Annotated in this window: 12 protein-coding genes and 1 riboswitch; of the genes, 7 read left to right on the top strand and 5 right to left on the bottom strand. The window is 40.4% G+C overall.

What is annotated here, in order from left to right; genetic code table 11:
* Positions 1-37: 37 nt before the first annotated feature.
* Positions 38-319 (bottom strand): hypothetical protein, encoded by a 282-nt coding sequence (locus ACZYRN_RS10110; RefSeq protein ID WP_488911433.1) that lies wholly within the window; start codon positions 317-319, stop codon positions 38-40.
* Positions 320-617: 298 nt separating this feature from the next.
* Positions 618-724, top strand: a riboswitch (SAM riboswitch).
* A gap of 63 nt (positions 725-787) precedes the next feature.
* Here ACZYRN_RS10110 and ACZYRN_RS10105 point away from each other — a divergent pair.
* Both ACZYRN_RS10105 and metC read left to right on the top strand, forming a co-directional pair.
* Positions 788-1888, top strand: a complete 1101-nt coding sequence (locus tag ACZYRN_RS10105; protein ID WP_488911431.1) for a methionine biosynthesis PLP-dependent protein — start codon at positions 788-790, stop codon at positions 1886-1888.
* Positions 1889-1892: 4 nt separating this feature from the next.
* Complete coding sequence (gene metC / locus ACZYRN_RS10100; RefSeq protein WP_488911430.1) at positions 1893-3044, top strand: cystathionine beta-lyase; 1152 nt, start codon at positions 1893-1895, stop codon at positions 3042-3044.
* Positions 3045-3085: 41 nt separating this feature from the next.
* On the opposite strand, the gene ACZYRN_RS10095 is transcribed toward metC, so the two are convergent.
* Positions 3086-3337, bottom strand: a complete 252-nt coding sequence (locus tag ACZYRN_RS10095; RefSeq protein WP_488911429.1) for a GlsB/YeaQ/YmgE family stress response membrane protein — start codon at positions 3335-3337, stop codon at positions 3086-3088.
* A gap of 186 nt (positions 3338-3523) precedes the next feature.
* Entirely contained in the window at positions 3524-4741 is a 1218-nt protein-coding gene (locus ACZYRN_RS10090) for a NupC/NupG family nucleoside CNT transporter (protein ID WP_488911428.1), read from the bottom strand.
* A 172-nt stretch (positions 4742-4913) separates the two neighbouring features.
* Here ACZYRN_RS10090 and ACZYRN_RS10085 point away from each other — a divergent pair, with 172 nt between their 5' ends.
* The 3 genes from ACZYRN_RS10085 to ACZYRN_RS10075 all read left to right on the top strand — a co-directional run bounded on the left by ACZYRN_RS10085 (position 4914) and on the right by ACZYRN_RS10075 (position 10809).
* Positions 4914-6485, top strand: a complete 1572-nt coding sequence (locus ACZYRN_RS10085; protein ID WP_488911427.1) for a peptide chain release factor 3 — start codon at positions 4914-4916, stop codon at positions 6483-6485.
* 200 nt (positions 6486-6685) lie between these two features.
* Positions 6686-9760, top strand: coding sequence for an efflux RND transporter permease subunit (locus ACZYRN_RS10080; RefSeq protein ID WP_488911426.1), 3075 nt, complete (start codon positions 6686-6688; stop codon positions 9758-9760).
* 248 nt (positions 9761-10008) lie between these two features.
* The gene (locus ACZYRN_RS10075; RefSeq protein WP_488911425.1) at positions 10009-10809 is read left to right on the top strand and encodes a TerC family protein; all 801 of its coding nucleotides are present in this window, start codon (positions 10009-10011) and stop codon (positions 10807-10809) included.
* 53 nt (positions 10810-10862) lie between these two features.
* Here ACZYRN_RS10075 and ACZYRN_RS10070 read toward each other — a convergent pair whose 3' ends face one another.
* Together ACZYRN_RS10070 and ACZYRN_RS10065 are read right to left on the bottom strand one after the other, a co-directional pair.
* Positions 10863-12623, bottom strand: a complete 1761-nt coding sequence (locus ACZYRN_RS10070; protein WP_488911424.1) for a B12-binding domain-containing radical SAM protein — start codon at positions 12621-12623, stop codon at positions 10863-10865.
* A gap of 6 nt (positions 12624-12629) precedes the next feature.
* On the bottom strand, positions 12630-13622 hold the full coding sequence (locus ACZYRN_RS10065; RefSeq protein WP_488911423.1) for an acyltransferase family protein: 993 nt from the start codon (positions 13620-13622) through the stop codon (positions 12630-12632).
* A 680-nt stretch (positions 13623-14302) separates the two neighbouring features.
* On the opposite strand from ACZYRN_RS10065, the gene ACZYRN_RS10060 reads away from it, so the two are divergent.
* Both ACZYRN_RS10060 and ACZYRN_RS10055 read left to right on the top strand, forming a co-directional pair.
* On the top strand, positions 14303-14740 hold the full coding sequence (locus ACZYRN_RS10060; RefSeq protein WP_488911422.1) for a MarR family winged helix-turn-helix transcriptional regulator: 438 nt from the start codon (positions 14303-14305) through the stop codon (positions 14738-14740).
* A 65-nt stretch (positions 14741-14805) separates the two neighbouring features.
* Entirely contained in the window at positions 14806-15420 is a 615-nt protein-coding gene (locus tag ACZYRN_RS10055; protein ID WP_488911421.1) for a CPBP family intramembrane glutamic endopeptidase, read from the top strand.
* Positions 15421-15446: the final 26 nt, after the last annotated feature.

Raw genomic sequence — 15446 nt, 5'->3', positions numbered from 1 at the left:
ATGCGGGATAAGAATTTTCGTTGGATGAAGAATCACTTTATTTTACAACTTGGAATATGACATGGCGGTTCATGACCGGTTTCAGCTTGAAAAGAACATGGGTTTTTATTTCTTTTTTCATTACCGCTGAGACGGCCACATTGAGGGGTAATGACTGAATGAATAATGTTGCGCGGTGATCGATATAGCGGATAATTTGATCTTCGTAAAAAAATTCGCGCTTTGCGATTTTCTCCTCAACTTCTTTAGTAAGCTGCACAGCAAATTGTGTAACTGAATATTCGACCCCACCATAAAATTTAGCTACTGTCATTGTCATAACTCATCTCGCTCCTTTCCTCCAATCTATTTGTCAATACTTATGTTTATATCTTAACATAAAATTTACAAAAGATTAATATTTAATTAAAAATAATTATGCTTCTCCTATTTATATGCTGTAATCTTTTGTTTATACATGAAAATAACGAAGAATTTGCTGATTCAACATATGATCTTAAGTTTTTGAAGGGAAAACCAGACTTTGCCGCATTGATTGACAAACAATTTTTGCAATAAAAAGGTTGTCATCAAGCCCATTTTCCTGTACATTTAAGAAATAAGACTAATTAAAACAAACCTTATCAAGAGAAGTGGAGGGACTGGCCCGACGATGCTTCAGCAACCGGCCTCACAAGGCAAAGGTGCTAAATCCAGCGGACCGAGACCGTCCGGAAGATGAGAAGAAGTGTAAAAACAAGCCTTCTTCCATGAAGGCTTGTTTTTTTTACGAAAAGGAGCGGTAATAATGACAAATATCGAAACGAAATTAGCACAAATTGGAAACCGTACAAATAATCCAACAGGGACAATCAATCCTCCTGTTTATTTTTCGACAGCGTACCGTCACGAAGGAATTGGTATGTCAACAGGATATGATTATGTGCGTACAGGCAATCCGACACGTGAAGTCGTTGAAAAAGCCATTGCTGATCTAGAAGGAGCGGATGCGGGTTTTGCTTTTTCCTCTGGGATGGCAGCTATTCATACACTTTTATCGTTATTTGAGCCGGGCGATGAATTTATCGTTTCGGCGGATCTATATGGTGGCACTTACCGTCTATTTGAAAAAGGGTGGAAAAAATTTGGCCTGAAATTTACATACGACAGCTTTGAGAATTTTACTGAAACGAAAAAGCACGTATCAAACAAAACGAAAGCCATTTTCTTAGAAACACCAACAAACCCATTAATGAAAGAAACGGATATTTCCTCTGTTGCTTCTTTTGCAAAAGAACATAACTTAATTTTAATTGTTGATAATACATTTTACACACCATTGTTGCAGCGTCCAATCGAGCAAGGAGCGGACATTGTTCTTCATAGCGCGACGAAATATCTTGGCGGTCACAATGATGTACTTGCTGGACTTATCGCAGTAAAAGGAGAAGAGCTCGCGGCAAAAGTATTTGAATTTCAAAATGCGATTGGTGCTGTTCTGTCACCATTTGATTCTTGGCTGCTCGCTCGCGGGATGAAAACGCTCAGCTTGCGGATGAAACAGCATACAGAAAATGGGCAGAAGATCGCTGCATTTTTAGAATCACATGATGATATTTTAGATGTGTTATATCCAGGACAGGGTGGGATGCTTTCATTCCGTTTAAAATCGGAAAACTGGGTCAATCCATTTTTGCGAAATATGAAGTTGATCTCATTTGCGGAAAGCCTTGGCGGCGTAGAAAGTTTCATTACGTACCCTGCGACGCAGACACATATGGACATTCCTGAAGACGTGCGAATCGCAAATGGTATCTGTAACAAGCTTCTGCGTTTCTCAATCGGTATTGAGCACGTGGAAGATATAATAGAGGATTTAACGCAAGCATTTGAAAAAATGAAGGGATGATTAGATGAGTGACTATACATTTCAAACAAAATTGCTTCATAACCAGCATAAATTCGATCCACATACAGGGGCCGTCAGTGTACCGATTCAGCACGCATCAACGTTTCATCAATCTGATTTTGATTCATTTGGTCAGTATGATTACAGCCGTTCCGGAAATCCGACGCGTGAAACACTTGAAGCGGCAATTGCAGAACTAGAAGGAGGTGTGCGTGGATTTGCGTTTGCCTCTGGTATGGCGGCCATTTCAACCGCGTTTCTTCTATTATCTAAAGGAGACCATGTCGTCGTAACAGAAGACGTATATGGCGGTACATTCCGTATGGTAACAGCGGTATTGACCCGATTTGGTATTGAACATACCTTCGTTGATATGACAGATCTCGATTCAGTTGCGAAAGCGATTCAGCCAAACACGAAAGTTATTTATATGGAAACACCGTCCAATCCTCTTTTGAAAGTGACTGATATTGAAGGGATTGTCAAACTTGCGAAAGCGAATAACTGTCTGACATTTCTCGATAATACATTTTTAACCCCGGTCTTGCAGCGTCCAATTGAATTTGGCGTTGACCTTGTTTTACATAGTGCAACGAAGTTCTTATCGGGCCATAGCGACGTGTTAGCGGGTCTTGCTGTCGCAAAGGATAAAGACATCGCAGAAAAGGTTTACGCGCTCCAAAACTCTTTTGGAGCCGTATTAGGGGTACAGGACTGCTGGCTCGTGCTGCGTGGGTTAAAAACGTTGTCCGTTCGCCTTGAACAGTCACAAAAAGGAGCAGCTGAAATAGCAAATTATTTAGCGTCACATCCATCCGTGAAAAATGTGTATTATCCAGGGCTTGCAGCTCATCCGGGTCATTCTACACATTTCCGCCAAGCATCAGGTGGAGGTGCCGTTTTATCATTTGAGCTTGAAAATGAAAATGCGGTTCGTCAGTTTAGTGCCAATGTAAAGATTCCAGTTTTTGCTGTAAGTCTTGGTGCGGTTGAATCGATTTTATCTTATCCGCCGAAAATGTCTCACGCAGCGATGCCGGTGGAGGAACGGAATAAACGAGGCATAACGGATGGTCTTCTTCGTCTGTCAGTCGGCCTTGAATCGCCGGATGATTTAATCCGTGATTTTGATCAAGCATTTCAAGCATTAATATAAAAAAAGTGCCCCTTTGCTTGAGCAAAGGGGCACTTTTTTTATTAGGCATGACGCATTCTTTTAAGAATGAAGCTTACAATGGCAACGAGAATAACTGCACCGATTAAAGCAGGAATAATGGCCATACCGCCAATGTCTGGACCCATATCTCCGAAGAGTGCGCCGCCAATCCATGCACCAATAATACCTGCAATGATATTGCCGATGATCCCGCCTGGAATGTCTTTACCTAATATAAGTCCTGCAATCCAGCCGATGATTCCACCGACAATTAAAAACATTATAAAGCCCATAGTTTGTTTCCTCCTAAAAATTTAATGTAATACTGTGTTGGTTTATGTATTCCCGATAACATAAATATAAAACCAAAAAAAACATTAAAAGTATATTTAGAATATTCAAACTATTATTTCGGATAAAAAAAGAGGCACTGCTAAATGCTTCTTTTCTGATTACAGAAAGGGAATTTCATCTTCTGGTTAAATTAACATTCCGGCAATAGCAGCGCTGAGAAGAGAGGCAAGAGCACCCGCAATGACTGACTTTACACCGAGCCGAGCAATATCATCCCTGCGTTCTGGCGCCAGATTGCCAAGACCGCCAAGTAAAATCGCCAGCGATGAAATGTTGGCAAATCCGCATAAAGCAAAGCTGAGCACAGCCACGGTTTTATCGGATAAATTGTCGATCTCTGGTGCAAAATTAGAATAGGCGACAAATTCATTAATAACGAGCTTTTGACCGATAAAGTTACCCGCAATAATGGCTTCATCCCATGGGACACCGATCGCAAAGGCAAGAGGAGCAAATAAGTAGCCGAAAATTAATTCAAGCGATAATCTGTCAAATTGAAATAACCCCCCAACGAAACCAAGCAATCCATTTAAAAGGGCAACAATGGCAATAAATGCAAGAAGCATGGCCCCGATGTTAAGGGCAAGCTGTAATCCGATAGAAGCCCCTTTTGCGGCTGCATCAATGACATTTGCTGCGTCCGCATCTGACTCCATTTTAAACTCTGGTGGTTCGGGTTCATCTGATGTTTCCGGTACGAATAGCTTGGCCATAACAAGACCGGCCGGTGCTGCCATAAAGCTCGCCGCAAGTAAATATTCGAGTGGAATACCAAGGAGGGAATAACCGACGAGGACAGAACCGGCAACCGATGCAAGTCCACCGGTCATAACCGCGAATAATTCTGATTCAGTCATTTTATTAATGTACGGTTTAATAACGAGCGGGGCTTCAGTCTGTCCAACAAAAATATTAGCAGCAGCAGACATGGATTCTGCTTTGCGCGTGCCGAGCAGCTTTGACAGCAGGCCACCGATGATTTTAATAAAAAACTGCATAATTTTTAAATAGTATAAAACGGAAATAAGTGCCGAGAAGAAAATCACGACCGGCAGCACATTTAACGCAAATACATACGTAATACCAGATTGTTCTGAATACAAACCGCCGAACAAAAAATTAATCCCTTCATTTGCATAGCCGATTATAGCATTGACAATTTTCGTTAACTTCATCATCATTGCCTGTCCTAAATCCCATTTTAGAACAATAAAGGCGAATAGAAGCTGGAAGGTAAGTCCGCCAAGCACCGTTCGCCAGTTAATACGTTTTCTATTTGTTGAAAAAAGAAAGCCGATTCCAAGAACGACACCTATGCCGAATAATCCCCATATATACGTCATCAAGACCACTCCTTAATTTTTAAATACACATAAACATCTGTCTAGTTTATAATTAAGTCCGTCGGCTATTCATCTGTTTGAAAAAAAGACATGAAAAATTTAAAACACTTACTATATATGTTATCTAAATTGACAGACTATAAACGTGTAAGAATGGAAAGGAAGGAAAAGTATGACATCATTTAAAGAAGACGTATTATCAAGACGGACATTTGCGATTATTTCCCATCCGGATGCCGGAAAAACAACAATGACTGAAAAGCTTCTTTTATTTGGAGGCGCGATTCGAGATGCGGGAACAGTAAAAGGGAAAAAGTCTGGGAAATTTGCCACATCTGATTGGATGGAAATTGAAAAGCAACGTGGCATATCGGTTACATCATCTGTTATGCAGTTTGCGTACAAAGACTTTAATGTCAATATTTTGGACACACCGGGGCATCAAGATTTTAGTGAAGATACATATCGAACGCTTATGGCTGTAGACAGTGCGGTAATGATTGTCGATGCAGCTAAAGGAATTGAAGCACAAACATTAAAACTATTTAAAGTATGCCGCATGCGGGGCATTCCAATCTTTACATTTATTAACAAGCTTGACCGTCAAGGGAAAATGCCGCTTGAACTGTTAGAAGAATTAGAAGAAGTCCTTGGCATTCAGTCATATCCAATGAATTGGCCGATCGGAATGGGAAAAGAGTTTTTCGGTATTTACGACCGTTATAACAAACGGGTCGAACAGTTCCGGACAGAAGAAGCAGATCGTTTTTTATCGCTTGATGAAGAAGGGCACATCGCCGCCGATCATCCGATTAAACAATCTTCTCTTTATAGAGAGGCGATGGATGACATTATGTTGCTTGAAGAAGCAGGAAATGAATTCTCACATGAGAAAATTAATTCCGGAGAATTGTCACCTGTCTTTTTCGGCAGTGCGTTGACAAACTTCGGTGTGCAGACGTTTTTAGAAACATATTTGCAGTTTGCACCGGCGCCGCAGTCGCGAATAGCAGATATTGGTGAAATTGATCCATTAAATGAACAATTTTCAGGCTTTATTTTTAAAATACAGGCAAATATGAATCCAGCTCATCGTGATCGGATCGCTTTTTTACGCATTTGTTCAGGGAGGTTTGAGCGTGGGATGGCTGTGACACTTGCACGAACGGGCAAAACAACGAAAGTATCGCAGTCCACACAATTTCTTGCGGATGACCGGAGCACGGTTAATGAAGCGGTAAGCGGCGACATCATTGGTTTGTATGACACTGGTAATTATCAGATCGGTGATACAGTCACTGGCGGTAAACCGATCTTTCAATATGAAAAATTGCCGCAGTTCACGCCGGAATTGTTTATGAAAGTAGCAGCGAAAAATGTAATGAAACAAAAAAGTTTTCATAAAGGAATCGATCAGCTCGTTCAGGAAGGTGCCATACAATTATACAAAACGGTACGTACGGAAGAATACATTCTTGGTGCAGTCGGCCAGCTTCAATTTGAAGTATTCCAACACCGTATGCTAGGCGAATACAACTCGGAAGTGAGAATGGAATCAATTGGATCGAAAATTGCACGCTGGATAGAGAATGAAGAAGACATCAAAGATTCTATGTCCTCATCAAGAAGCACGCTTGTTCGAGACCGTGCAGGCAAACTCGTCTTTTTATTTGAAAATGATTTTGCGCTGCGCTGGTTCCAGGATAAACACGAAAACATCCGACTTTACAATTTAATGGGCTAAAGTGAAAGGTCATTTGTTTAGCCGGTCAAATATGAATGATTTTGTGTAGATACAAGGGCTGGGCGATATCGACATCAAACCGATCTGTTTATGAACAGGTCGGTTTTGTTGTGGAATTAGACACGTTTGAAATTGTTAACCTAAGGAAATATTAGGAATAGTTAAAAGACAGCAACGTGAACCGCAGAGGGGGGAAAAGATTGAACATCAGTAAATTCTCCATTGATCGGCCGGTTTTTACGACGGTCTTAATGTTTTTAGTAATTATTCTAGGCATCGTGTCGTTGATGCGTATTCCATTGAAACTCATTCCGGATTTAAATCCGCCGATTGCGGTTGTCGTGACGACATATGACGGGGCAGGACCAGAAGAAGTGTCTGAAAAAATTACAAAGCCGCTTGAGGCAAATTTATCGACCCTCCCAGGAATTGAGACGATTACATCGACATCACAGGAAGGCTCCAATTTTATTTTGCTTGAGTTTTCATGGAGCACAAATATTGATGATGTTCAAAATGATGTGTTGCAGCGAATCGGACAGACACCAATGCCAACGGGGGCTGGTGAACCACAGTTTTTGAAATTTGATCCGTCTCAATTTCCAATTATTCAGCTATCCTTGCAATCAGATGGAGAGATTGATCTTGAGCCGTTATCCAAAACATTGCAGACGGATTTATCGTCAATAGAAGGAGTAGCGAATGTATCGGTAACGGGTGTTACAACTAATGAAGTGATTGTTGAACTCGATGAAGAGAAGCTTGAGAAATATGGGATCGGTCAGTCGGATGTCGTCCAATTGATTCAAGCTAACAACATTTCATTGCCAGGTAATACCGTTGAATCAGAAGGACAAACATTAACAACACGTATTATGAGTCAGTTAACGAAGGCGGCTGATATTGAAAATTTAACGATATCCGTTAACCCTTTAAGTGGAGAAGAAGTCAGGATTTCTGATATAGCAACAGTGGAATTGAAGCCGCTAAATGAAGATACAGTGACACGCGCGAATGAAAGACCAGCCCTATTGCTAAATGTTCTGCAGGAATCAGACGCGAATACAGCGGATGTATCAAAAGGATTTCAAAAAAAGTTAGATGAATTGTTATCAAGAGATCAATATGAAGGGGTGCAGGCCGACATTTTATTTGACCAAGGTGACTATATTCGTCTTGCGATCGGTAACATTGCCAACTCGCTTATTGTCGGAGGCGCGCTTGCAATGATCGTCTTGTTTTTCTTTTTGCGTAACATTAAAAGTCCGCTTATTATTGGTGTAGCCATTCCATATTCGGTCATTATGACTTTTGTTCTCATGTTTTTTGCTGGATTTAATTTAAATATTATGACACTCGGTGCACTTGCACTTGGCATCGGGATGCTTGTCGATAATGCCATTGTCGTTATTGAAAACATATATCGACATCTTTCAATGGGGAAAGACCCGAAGAAAGCAGCCTATGATGGGACGAAAGAAGTAGGTATGGCGATTACGGCGTCCACACTTACGACAGTTGCTGTCTTTTTGCCGGTTGTCTTTATTTCAGGTATTCTTGGACAAATATTTAAAGAATTTGCATTGACGATTTCATTTAGTTTACTGGCATCACTTATTGTCGCCTTAACGGTCATTCCGATGATGGCGAGCCGTTATTTAACGGCAATACCTGAAAATATAGAAATAAAACGACAAAAATCACGCCAACTTATCCTGCTTGAAAAAGCAGTTAGATGGTCGCTTGCTCATCGTTTCATCGTACTTAGTATTGCCTTTGTGCTTATGCTCGGCGGTATTTTTGGTTTAATGAAAACGGGTACACAGTTTCTGCCGCCGACGGATGAAGGCTTTGTTACAATTCGTGTGGAAACTGAACATGGGACATCGCTTGAAGATACGGAAAAAGTGGTAAAAGCAGTGGAAAAGGTAGTAGCTAACGAAAAAGACACGCAAGTGTATGTCAGTTTAATCGGTTCTACACAGGAAGATTCCTTTCGTGGCACTGGCAAAGAGAATGAAGCAGAATTGTATGTGAAAATGAGGGAAGAGCGCGACCGATCGATTTTTGACCTTGTGGATGATGTGAAACCAGCAGCTGAAAAAGCAGCCCGTTCGGTTAATGAAACAGCAGAGGTCATATTCAGTTTGCAATCGGCATCAGGTACTGCGCCACAAACATTGACATTCAATGTTAGGGATGCAAATAAAGCCCGTCTTGATGAAGCAGTAGTTGATATCGAAGCAGCAGTGAAGGGTATTAATGGTGTGACTGAAGTGCAAACCAACCGTGATGATACGGTGAAAGAGATTCAAATAACCGTAAATCGTCGAGAAGCACAGGCAGCCGGATTCGTACCCGCGCAAGTCGCACAAATCGTTAATGATGCAACACGAGGTGTCCTTGCGACACAAATTATTGAAGAAGCATCATCAAATGTAAAAACCGTCTATGTTCGATATGATCAAGATATAACAGAAAACCTGAATGGGCTGCGCGGTATGCTTGTCAAAACGCCATCAGGAAATTTCGTTGCACTTGAAGAGATAGCAGATATTAAAATAAAAGATGGTCCTGTGAGTATGCGCCGAATTGATGGACAAGATGCTGTGCAATTTACATTGCAATATGCAGCATCAGCAAATCTTGGCGATGTGTCATCGAAAGTGGATGAAGCAGTAGCAGAATTGAACTTGTCTGATGAAACAGAGCTCTCCTATAGTGGAGATCAAGAGCTTTTGAATAATTCAAAAGATGATATGATTATGGCGATGATTCTCGCAGTCGTGCTTATTTATATCGTGATGGCTGCACAATATGAATCATTTAAATATCCGTTTGTTATTATGTTTACCGTACCGCTCATGATTATTGGCGTCGCGCTTTCACTTATCGTCACACAATTGCCGATCAGCATTCCCGCTGTGATTGGCGTATTAATTCTTATCGGAATTGTCGTTAATAATGCGATTGTCATTGTTGATTACATTTTACAGCGAAAGCAGGAAGGCTACTCTGGAACAGACGCAATCGTTCAGTCAGTAAAAGATCGCGTTCGCCCCATTTTAATGACCGCACTCACGACCATTTTAGGTCTCATCCCGCTTGCATCCGGCATCGGTGATGGAACGGAAATCAATCAGCCGATCGGCGTTGTCGTTATTGGCGGTTTGCTATCCAGTACTTTTTTGACATTATTTGTTATTCCGGTTGTATTCAGTTTGTTTGATCGACCATTACAGAGAAAAAAGGTTTACATGGGGAAAATAAAATGATAAAATAAAAAAGTATTATAATTGAATTTTCTTTTGACGAAAGTCGAAGGGGAGTAGCGTTAGGTGTAAACCTAAAACAAAGTCGTCAATTCGTGAATATTTTTTCACCGGCTTTGTTGGCATGAAGACGAGACATGCTCAGCGAGACCTTTGCCTAATAAAAGGCAAAGGTCTCGCTTTTTGTGTTCTTTGACGCCCGTTTTTTTATCAATTTAAGTGGGTACGTTATTATTGGAAGGAGAGAGAAAATGGATACAGCATTATTACTTGAATACGCCTGGGTACTTGGCGTCCTCGTTGTACTTGAGGGGATTTTAGCTGCTGATAATGCGGTCGTTATGGCCGTGATGGTAAAGCATTTACCGAAAGTACAGCAGAAAAAAGCGTTGTTTTACGGATTATTGGGAGCATTCGTGTTCCGTCTTGGAGCCTTGTTCCTCATTTCATTTCTCGTTAAAGTGTGGCAAGTACAGGCCATTGGTGCACTTTACTTGTTCTTCATCTGTTTTAGTCACTTGTATAAAAAGTGGAAAGAAAAAGACGAAGCTGAAGATGAAGGTATTGAAGGTCATGGAATCGAAAAAGAAACGAAAGGCTCTTCTTTCTGGGTGACGGTCTTGAAAGTTGAAATTGCGGACATCGCTTTTGCGATTGACTCAATGCTTGCAGCGGTCGCACTCGCTGTTACGCTTCCTGAAACAGGATGGGGGCAAATTGGCGGCATTGATACAGGTCAATTCCTTGTGATGTTTGCCGGTGGTTTCGTAGGTGTTGTGATCATGCGTTTTGCGGCAACATGGTTTGTCCGCTTGCTGCAAAAATATCCGACACTCGAAACAACAGCGTTTCTTATTGTTGGATGGGTGGGGGTAAAGCTTGCTGTCTTTACACTTTCACATCCTTCACTTGCCGTACTCGATGAGCATTTCCCGGAATCAACACCGTGGAAAACAGTTTTCTGGGGTGTTTTAATTGCTCTAGCGGTGGGCGGTTACTTAGTTGCTCGCAGTAAAGGCCCACAAGAGGACATTGAAGAAACAAATATTTAACAAAAAAGCAGTGAACCTGATCAGGTTCACTGCTTTTTTATTTTCTTTATTCCTCATGCTTTTTTTAGGGAAAGATTCAGCTCATCTTTCTTTAGAAAAAACAGTCTGGATCCGCTGCCTGAGGGATCAAACCACGCTACCATGTAGCCAGTTATTTCAAGCCATTGCTTATCCTGCTTCATCATCATTACGGGCTCAATCATTGTATGTTTATATAAATCTTTTTCAGGAAGGCGAAGTACTTCAAATTCAAATCCAGCGATGGAAGGCTGTTCAATAAGTGACCGATAAATAGTCGAGCGAGCTGCTTTATCGAGGCGGTCATCCCACCATGGCTTCCGTGGCTTATAGCGCTGGTTTTTTAAATAATCATATTTCATAATACTTTCAACTTGTGCTGCCTTTTCTGGATAGGCTGCCTGCAAGAAAGAAGACAGCCGATTAAATAAATCTTCCAGCTGGTGCCCAATACGTCCCCAACCTTGCATTTCCCAGTACGCACCAAAATCTTGGAAAAAGTCAAAGGGTGTCTTAACTAAATGATCTACAATAAATTCAATCGTTTCATCAGTCCGATGGTCATTCCAATATTTCTCCAACACATCTTCTGTCTGTTTAATACGAATAACATCGTTAAATGGCAATACTCGGTTCGACAGCATTTCATAAGGTGACTGATCCATGTATTCATAGCCATATTGATCTGCACTTAAACGTAGACCTGTCCCGCGCAGCAGTTTCAAAAAGCCAAGCTGCATTTCTTCTGGACGAAGTGCAAATACATCGTTAAATGTGTTGCGGAATGAATCATAATTTTCTTCAGGCAGTCCAGCAATTAAATCGAGATGCTGGTCAATTTTCCCGCCATCTTTGACCATTGTGACTGTACGGACAAGTTTTTCCCAGTTTTGTTTCCGCATAACCAGTTCATTGACAGAATCATTCGTTGACTGGACGCCAATTTCAAAGCGAAACAGCCCTGCAGGTGCATGCTCATTTAAAAAATGGATGACTTCTGGTCGCATAATATCGCCCGTAATTTCAAATTGAAAAACAGTACCTGGCACATGTTCATCAATTAAAAATTGAAACATCTCCATGGCATAGCTGCGACTAATATTAAAGGTACGGTCTACAAATTTAATTGTTTTCGCACCATTTTTCATTAAAAAGCGAATATCTTCTTTCACTTTTTCCCGGTCAAAATATCGGACACCTGTCTCAATGGAGGAGAGACAAAATTGACAGCGGAACGGACAGCCGCGGCTCGTTTCGATGTATGTAATTCGTTTGGAAAGAGATGGAAGATCTTCTTCAAAATGAAATGGAGACGGAAGCTTGCGCAAATCAATTTTATTCGTTTGCGGATGAATATGATGCTTTTCGCCCTTTTTATAACCAATTCCAGCAACTTTTGAAAAATCTCTGCTGCCTGAAAGTTCGTCTAAAAGGGTACGGAATGTTTCCTCACCTTCACCGATTACAATAAAATCAACATCAGTTAAACGGTCAAGCCAGTACGGTACATCATAGGTTACTTCCGGACCGCCGAATATAATGGTACACTCGGGCAAGACTTTTTTCATCATGCTTGCCACACGAATTGTCTCTTCAATGTTCCAAATGTAGCAGCTGAAACCAATCACATCTGGTTTTTTGCTGTATAAATCCGTTACAATATTCATCGCGGGATCTTTAATTGTATATTCTGCGATATGAATGTTATACGCATCTTCACAATATGATTTTAAATAGCGTATAGCGAGGTTCGTATGAATGTATTTTGCATTTAATGTACATACAGTAATGTTCAAGTTTTTTCAATCTCCTTTTTTAGTTAAAAAGCCAGGTCGCTTTTGTTCAAGAAAGGGACGGAACAAAGCGGCAGCGAGCGGCGATGACAATAAAAGTGTGAGTACCGCGGCCGTTAAAAATAAAACAAACAGGGAGGGCTGTGGTTCAAATGTATTCATGTGCCTTGATATTTGGATGAAAAAGCCATGCAATAAGTATACATAAAGGGTATTTCGTCCCCAAGCTGTAAAGAAAAAGGACTTATGCGTCACAAAAGAGAAAATAAACATAATCATAATTCCATTAAGGATATAAATAAGCGAACGCCATGCAACACCGGACAGCGGATTTGCTCCTAGGTCGTTATAGGAGACCGAGCCAAACAGCCATTCAATTTGAATATTTGTGTTTTGATAAAAAAATAAAAATAAAATAACGGCTGTTAAAAGAAGAACAATCCGTGCCGATGTCGTAAAAAGCGGCGTAAACCATTCTCTTTTTGTATAATACCCAATTAAAAAGAATGGAAAAAAGACAAATGTGCGGCTAATGCTGAGTACGTGAAGGGACTCGGGAATTATGCCAATTAAAAGCCCCAGTCCTGCAGCAAGTGCGATGGCGACCGCAGGTTTCACCCATTTTACCGTTATCCGCAACAAAACATTCCAAAAAAATAAGCTTAGTAAAAACCAAAGTGACCATTCTGGAATAAGCAGACTGATGGACAATTTTTCATCTTGCTCAATCCAGAAATAAAACAAGGAATAAATAACCTGAAAAATAAGGAATGGGATGAGTAGTTTGCGGCTGACTTTTTTTATATAGCCTGGGCGCATAATTCCTTTAGCGAAAAATCCGGACACAAAAATAAAAGCGGGCATATGAAACAAATAAATACTCATATACAACGCGTAAATAATCGGACTTTCATAAATATACGGTCGAAGCAAATGACCGAAAACAACAAACAAAATGAGTGCAAACCGGACATTATCAAAATAATAATCACGTTTTTTCATCGAGTTTTAGCGCAGGATACCCCCACTTCACAAGGTATGTGAAGGGTGCAGCCCAATGAGTAAGTGGGGGAGGAATGCGCTTTTGCGTTAGCAAACGCCTCCTGCGCTTTCCCCCCTTTCTACTTTGGAAGTATCTCCACTAGATGTTATAATTATAGTACATTAGTGAAGCAGGTGAAACGAAAAATGGAACAGCTTTATCGCTAAAGTTAAAATTAATCCTACAATTGAACAAATTCTATGGTTACAAGAACTAGTTCATGCTTATCGCAAAGGCTGTAATTTTGCTTCTGATATTATATTTGAAGAGAAAGAACTCGTTCAAGATAAAGCTTAAAATGCACAAAAAGACATATCATCTTTGACACCAATTTGAAAGTCGTTTGTACTATTAGGCAGCCATATGCCCCCATTTTAAACAGCCCGTAAGGACGTTATGTAAGGATAGTTGAAAGTAATAATCATGTGTATGATAAAATAAACACATGAGGTTATTATACACGACAGTATAGCAGAAATTTGATCAATTCTTTTAAAAACATGAAATTAAGCTTTAACCTCTTTTAAAATAGGCGGAAAATGTGTAACGTATAGGAAAGTGAATCTTCAACTAATACGCTTAAGGTTTACTGCTTATGAATAAAGGATCAAAAAGATGAATAGACAGGCAGGGATTATAAATGGAAGACAGTAAAAAATCATTAAAGTTATTTATCGTGCTCTCACGCGCCTATAAGGTAGTAAATGAACAGGTGAATCGTTATATACAGCAAACTGGACTTAATCCGACAGAGTTTGCCGTATTGGAACTGCTATATCATAAAGGACCGCAGCCGCTTCAGCAAATTGGTGGAAAAATATTGCTTGCAAGCGGAAGCATTACGTATGTCGTAGACAAATTAGAAAAAAAACAGCTGCTTAGACGAGTTGCCTGTCCGGAAGATCGTCGCATTACCCATGCAGCAATTACACAGGATGGGATCGAATTGATTGAGCGCATCTTTCCGGAGCATGAACAAAATATTCATGATTTGATTAATATCCTATCGGAAGAAGAAGTAGATTCTGCGACAAAAATTTTACGAAAGCTTGGTCTGTCAGTAAAAGATTTGTCGTAATCTATTTTGATCATCCCAATTTGGTATGATAAAATGACGGCGGCAGGAACGAAAGGAGGTTCTAGATGCGACTAGGCTTTGTGACAGACTGGAAACTCATTGTTAGTATCGCGGCTGCACATATACTATTATTTGTCACGTTTTCAGATCAAGACATATTTTGGTATATTTACACAGCCGCTAACTTATTTTTTATGAGCATATCGATTATTAGTGAACCGATTGACGACCAACAAAAAACAAATAGCTTTATGATGTATGGGCTGTTATCAGGTGCTGTTCTTTATGCCTTATTTGTGGCAGGGCTCTGGATAATGAGTCTGCTGCCATTTTCCGTATCACCGCAAGTATCAGCAATTTATGCAAAATTCACTCCACAGTTTGTTTGGCATTATATCGTGCTTGTCCTTATTTTTATTCCGGGTGAAGAGTTATTTTGGCGCGGTTTTGTTCAAAAGCGATTAAGTAATTATATGAATGAATGGGCAGCCGCTCTTATTTCAGCCGCTTTATTTGCGTCTGTCTTTCTTTATTCAAACCACTGGCTCTGGATGCTGGCAGCCTTTTGTGCAGGTCTCTTCTGGGGAGGGCTATATATATGGAAAAAAAGCATTCCAATGCTCATTATTTCTCATCTTATTTTTGATTTATTGCTTATTGTTTTGTTTCCGCTTGGTTAAAGTGTCCGAATTAGGGCACTTTTTTT

Source organism: Domibacillus sp. F004, from assembly GCF_057814295.1.
Note: the sequence above shows the minus strand (reverse complement) of the source record. Positions and strands in the feature narration are given on the sequence as shown.

Bases quoted from the DNA above. Each gene is read 5' to 3' on its own strand.
- ACZYRN_RS10110 (WP_488911433.1), bottom strand. From the start codon at position 319: ATGACAATGACAGTAGCTAAATTTTATGGTGGGGTCGAATATTCAGTT.
- ACZYRN_RS10105 (WP_488911431.1), top strand. From the start codon at position 788: ATGACAAATATCGAAACGAAATTAGCACAAATTGGAAACCGTACAAAT.
- metC (WP_488911430.1), top strand. From the start codon at position 1,893: ATGAGTGACTATACATTTCAAACAAAATTGCTTCATAACCAGCATAAA.
- ACZYRN_RS10095 (WP_488911429.1), bottom strand. From the start codon at position 3,337: ATGGGCTTTATAATGTTTTTAATTGTCGGTGGAATCATCGGCTGGATT.
- ACZYRN_RS10090 (WP_488911428.1), bottom strand. From the start codon at position 4,741: ATGACGTATATATGGGGATTATTCGGCATAGGTGTCGTTCTTGGAATC.
- ACZYRN_RS10085 (WP_488911427.1), top strand. From the start codon at position 4,914: ATGACATCATTTAAAGAAGACGTATTATCAAGACGGACATTTGCGATT.
- ACZYRN_RS10075 (WP_488911425.1), top strand. From the start codon at position 10,009: ATGGATACAGCATTATTACTTGAATACGCCTGGGTACTTGGCGTCCTC.
- ACZYRN_RS10065 (WP_488911423.1), bottom strand. From the start codon at position 13,622: ATGAAAAAACGTGATTATTATTTTGATAATGTCCGGTTTGCACTCATT.
- ACZYRN_RS10060 (WP_488911422.1), top strand. From the start codon at position 14,303: ATGGAAGACAGTAAAAAATCATTAAAGTTATTTATCGTGCTCTCACGC.
- ACZYRN_RS10055 (WP_488911421.1), top strand. From the start codon at position 14,806: ATGCGACTAGGCTTTGTGACAGACTGGAAACTCATTGTTAGTATCGCG.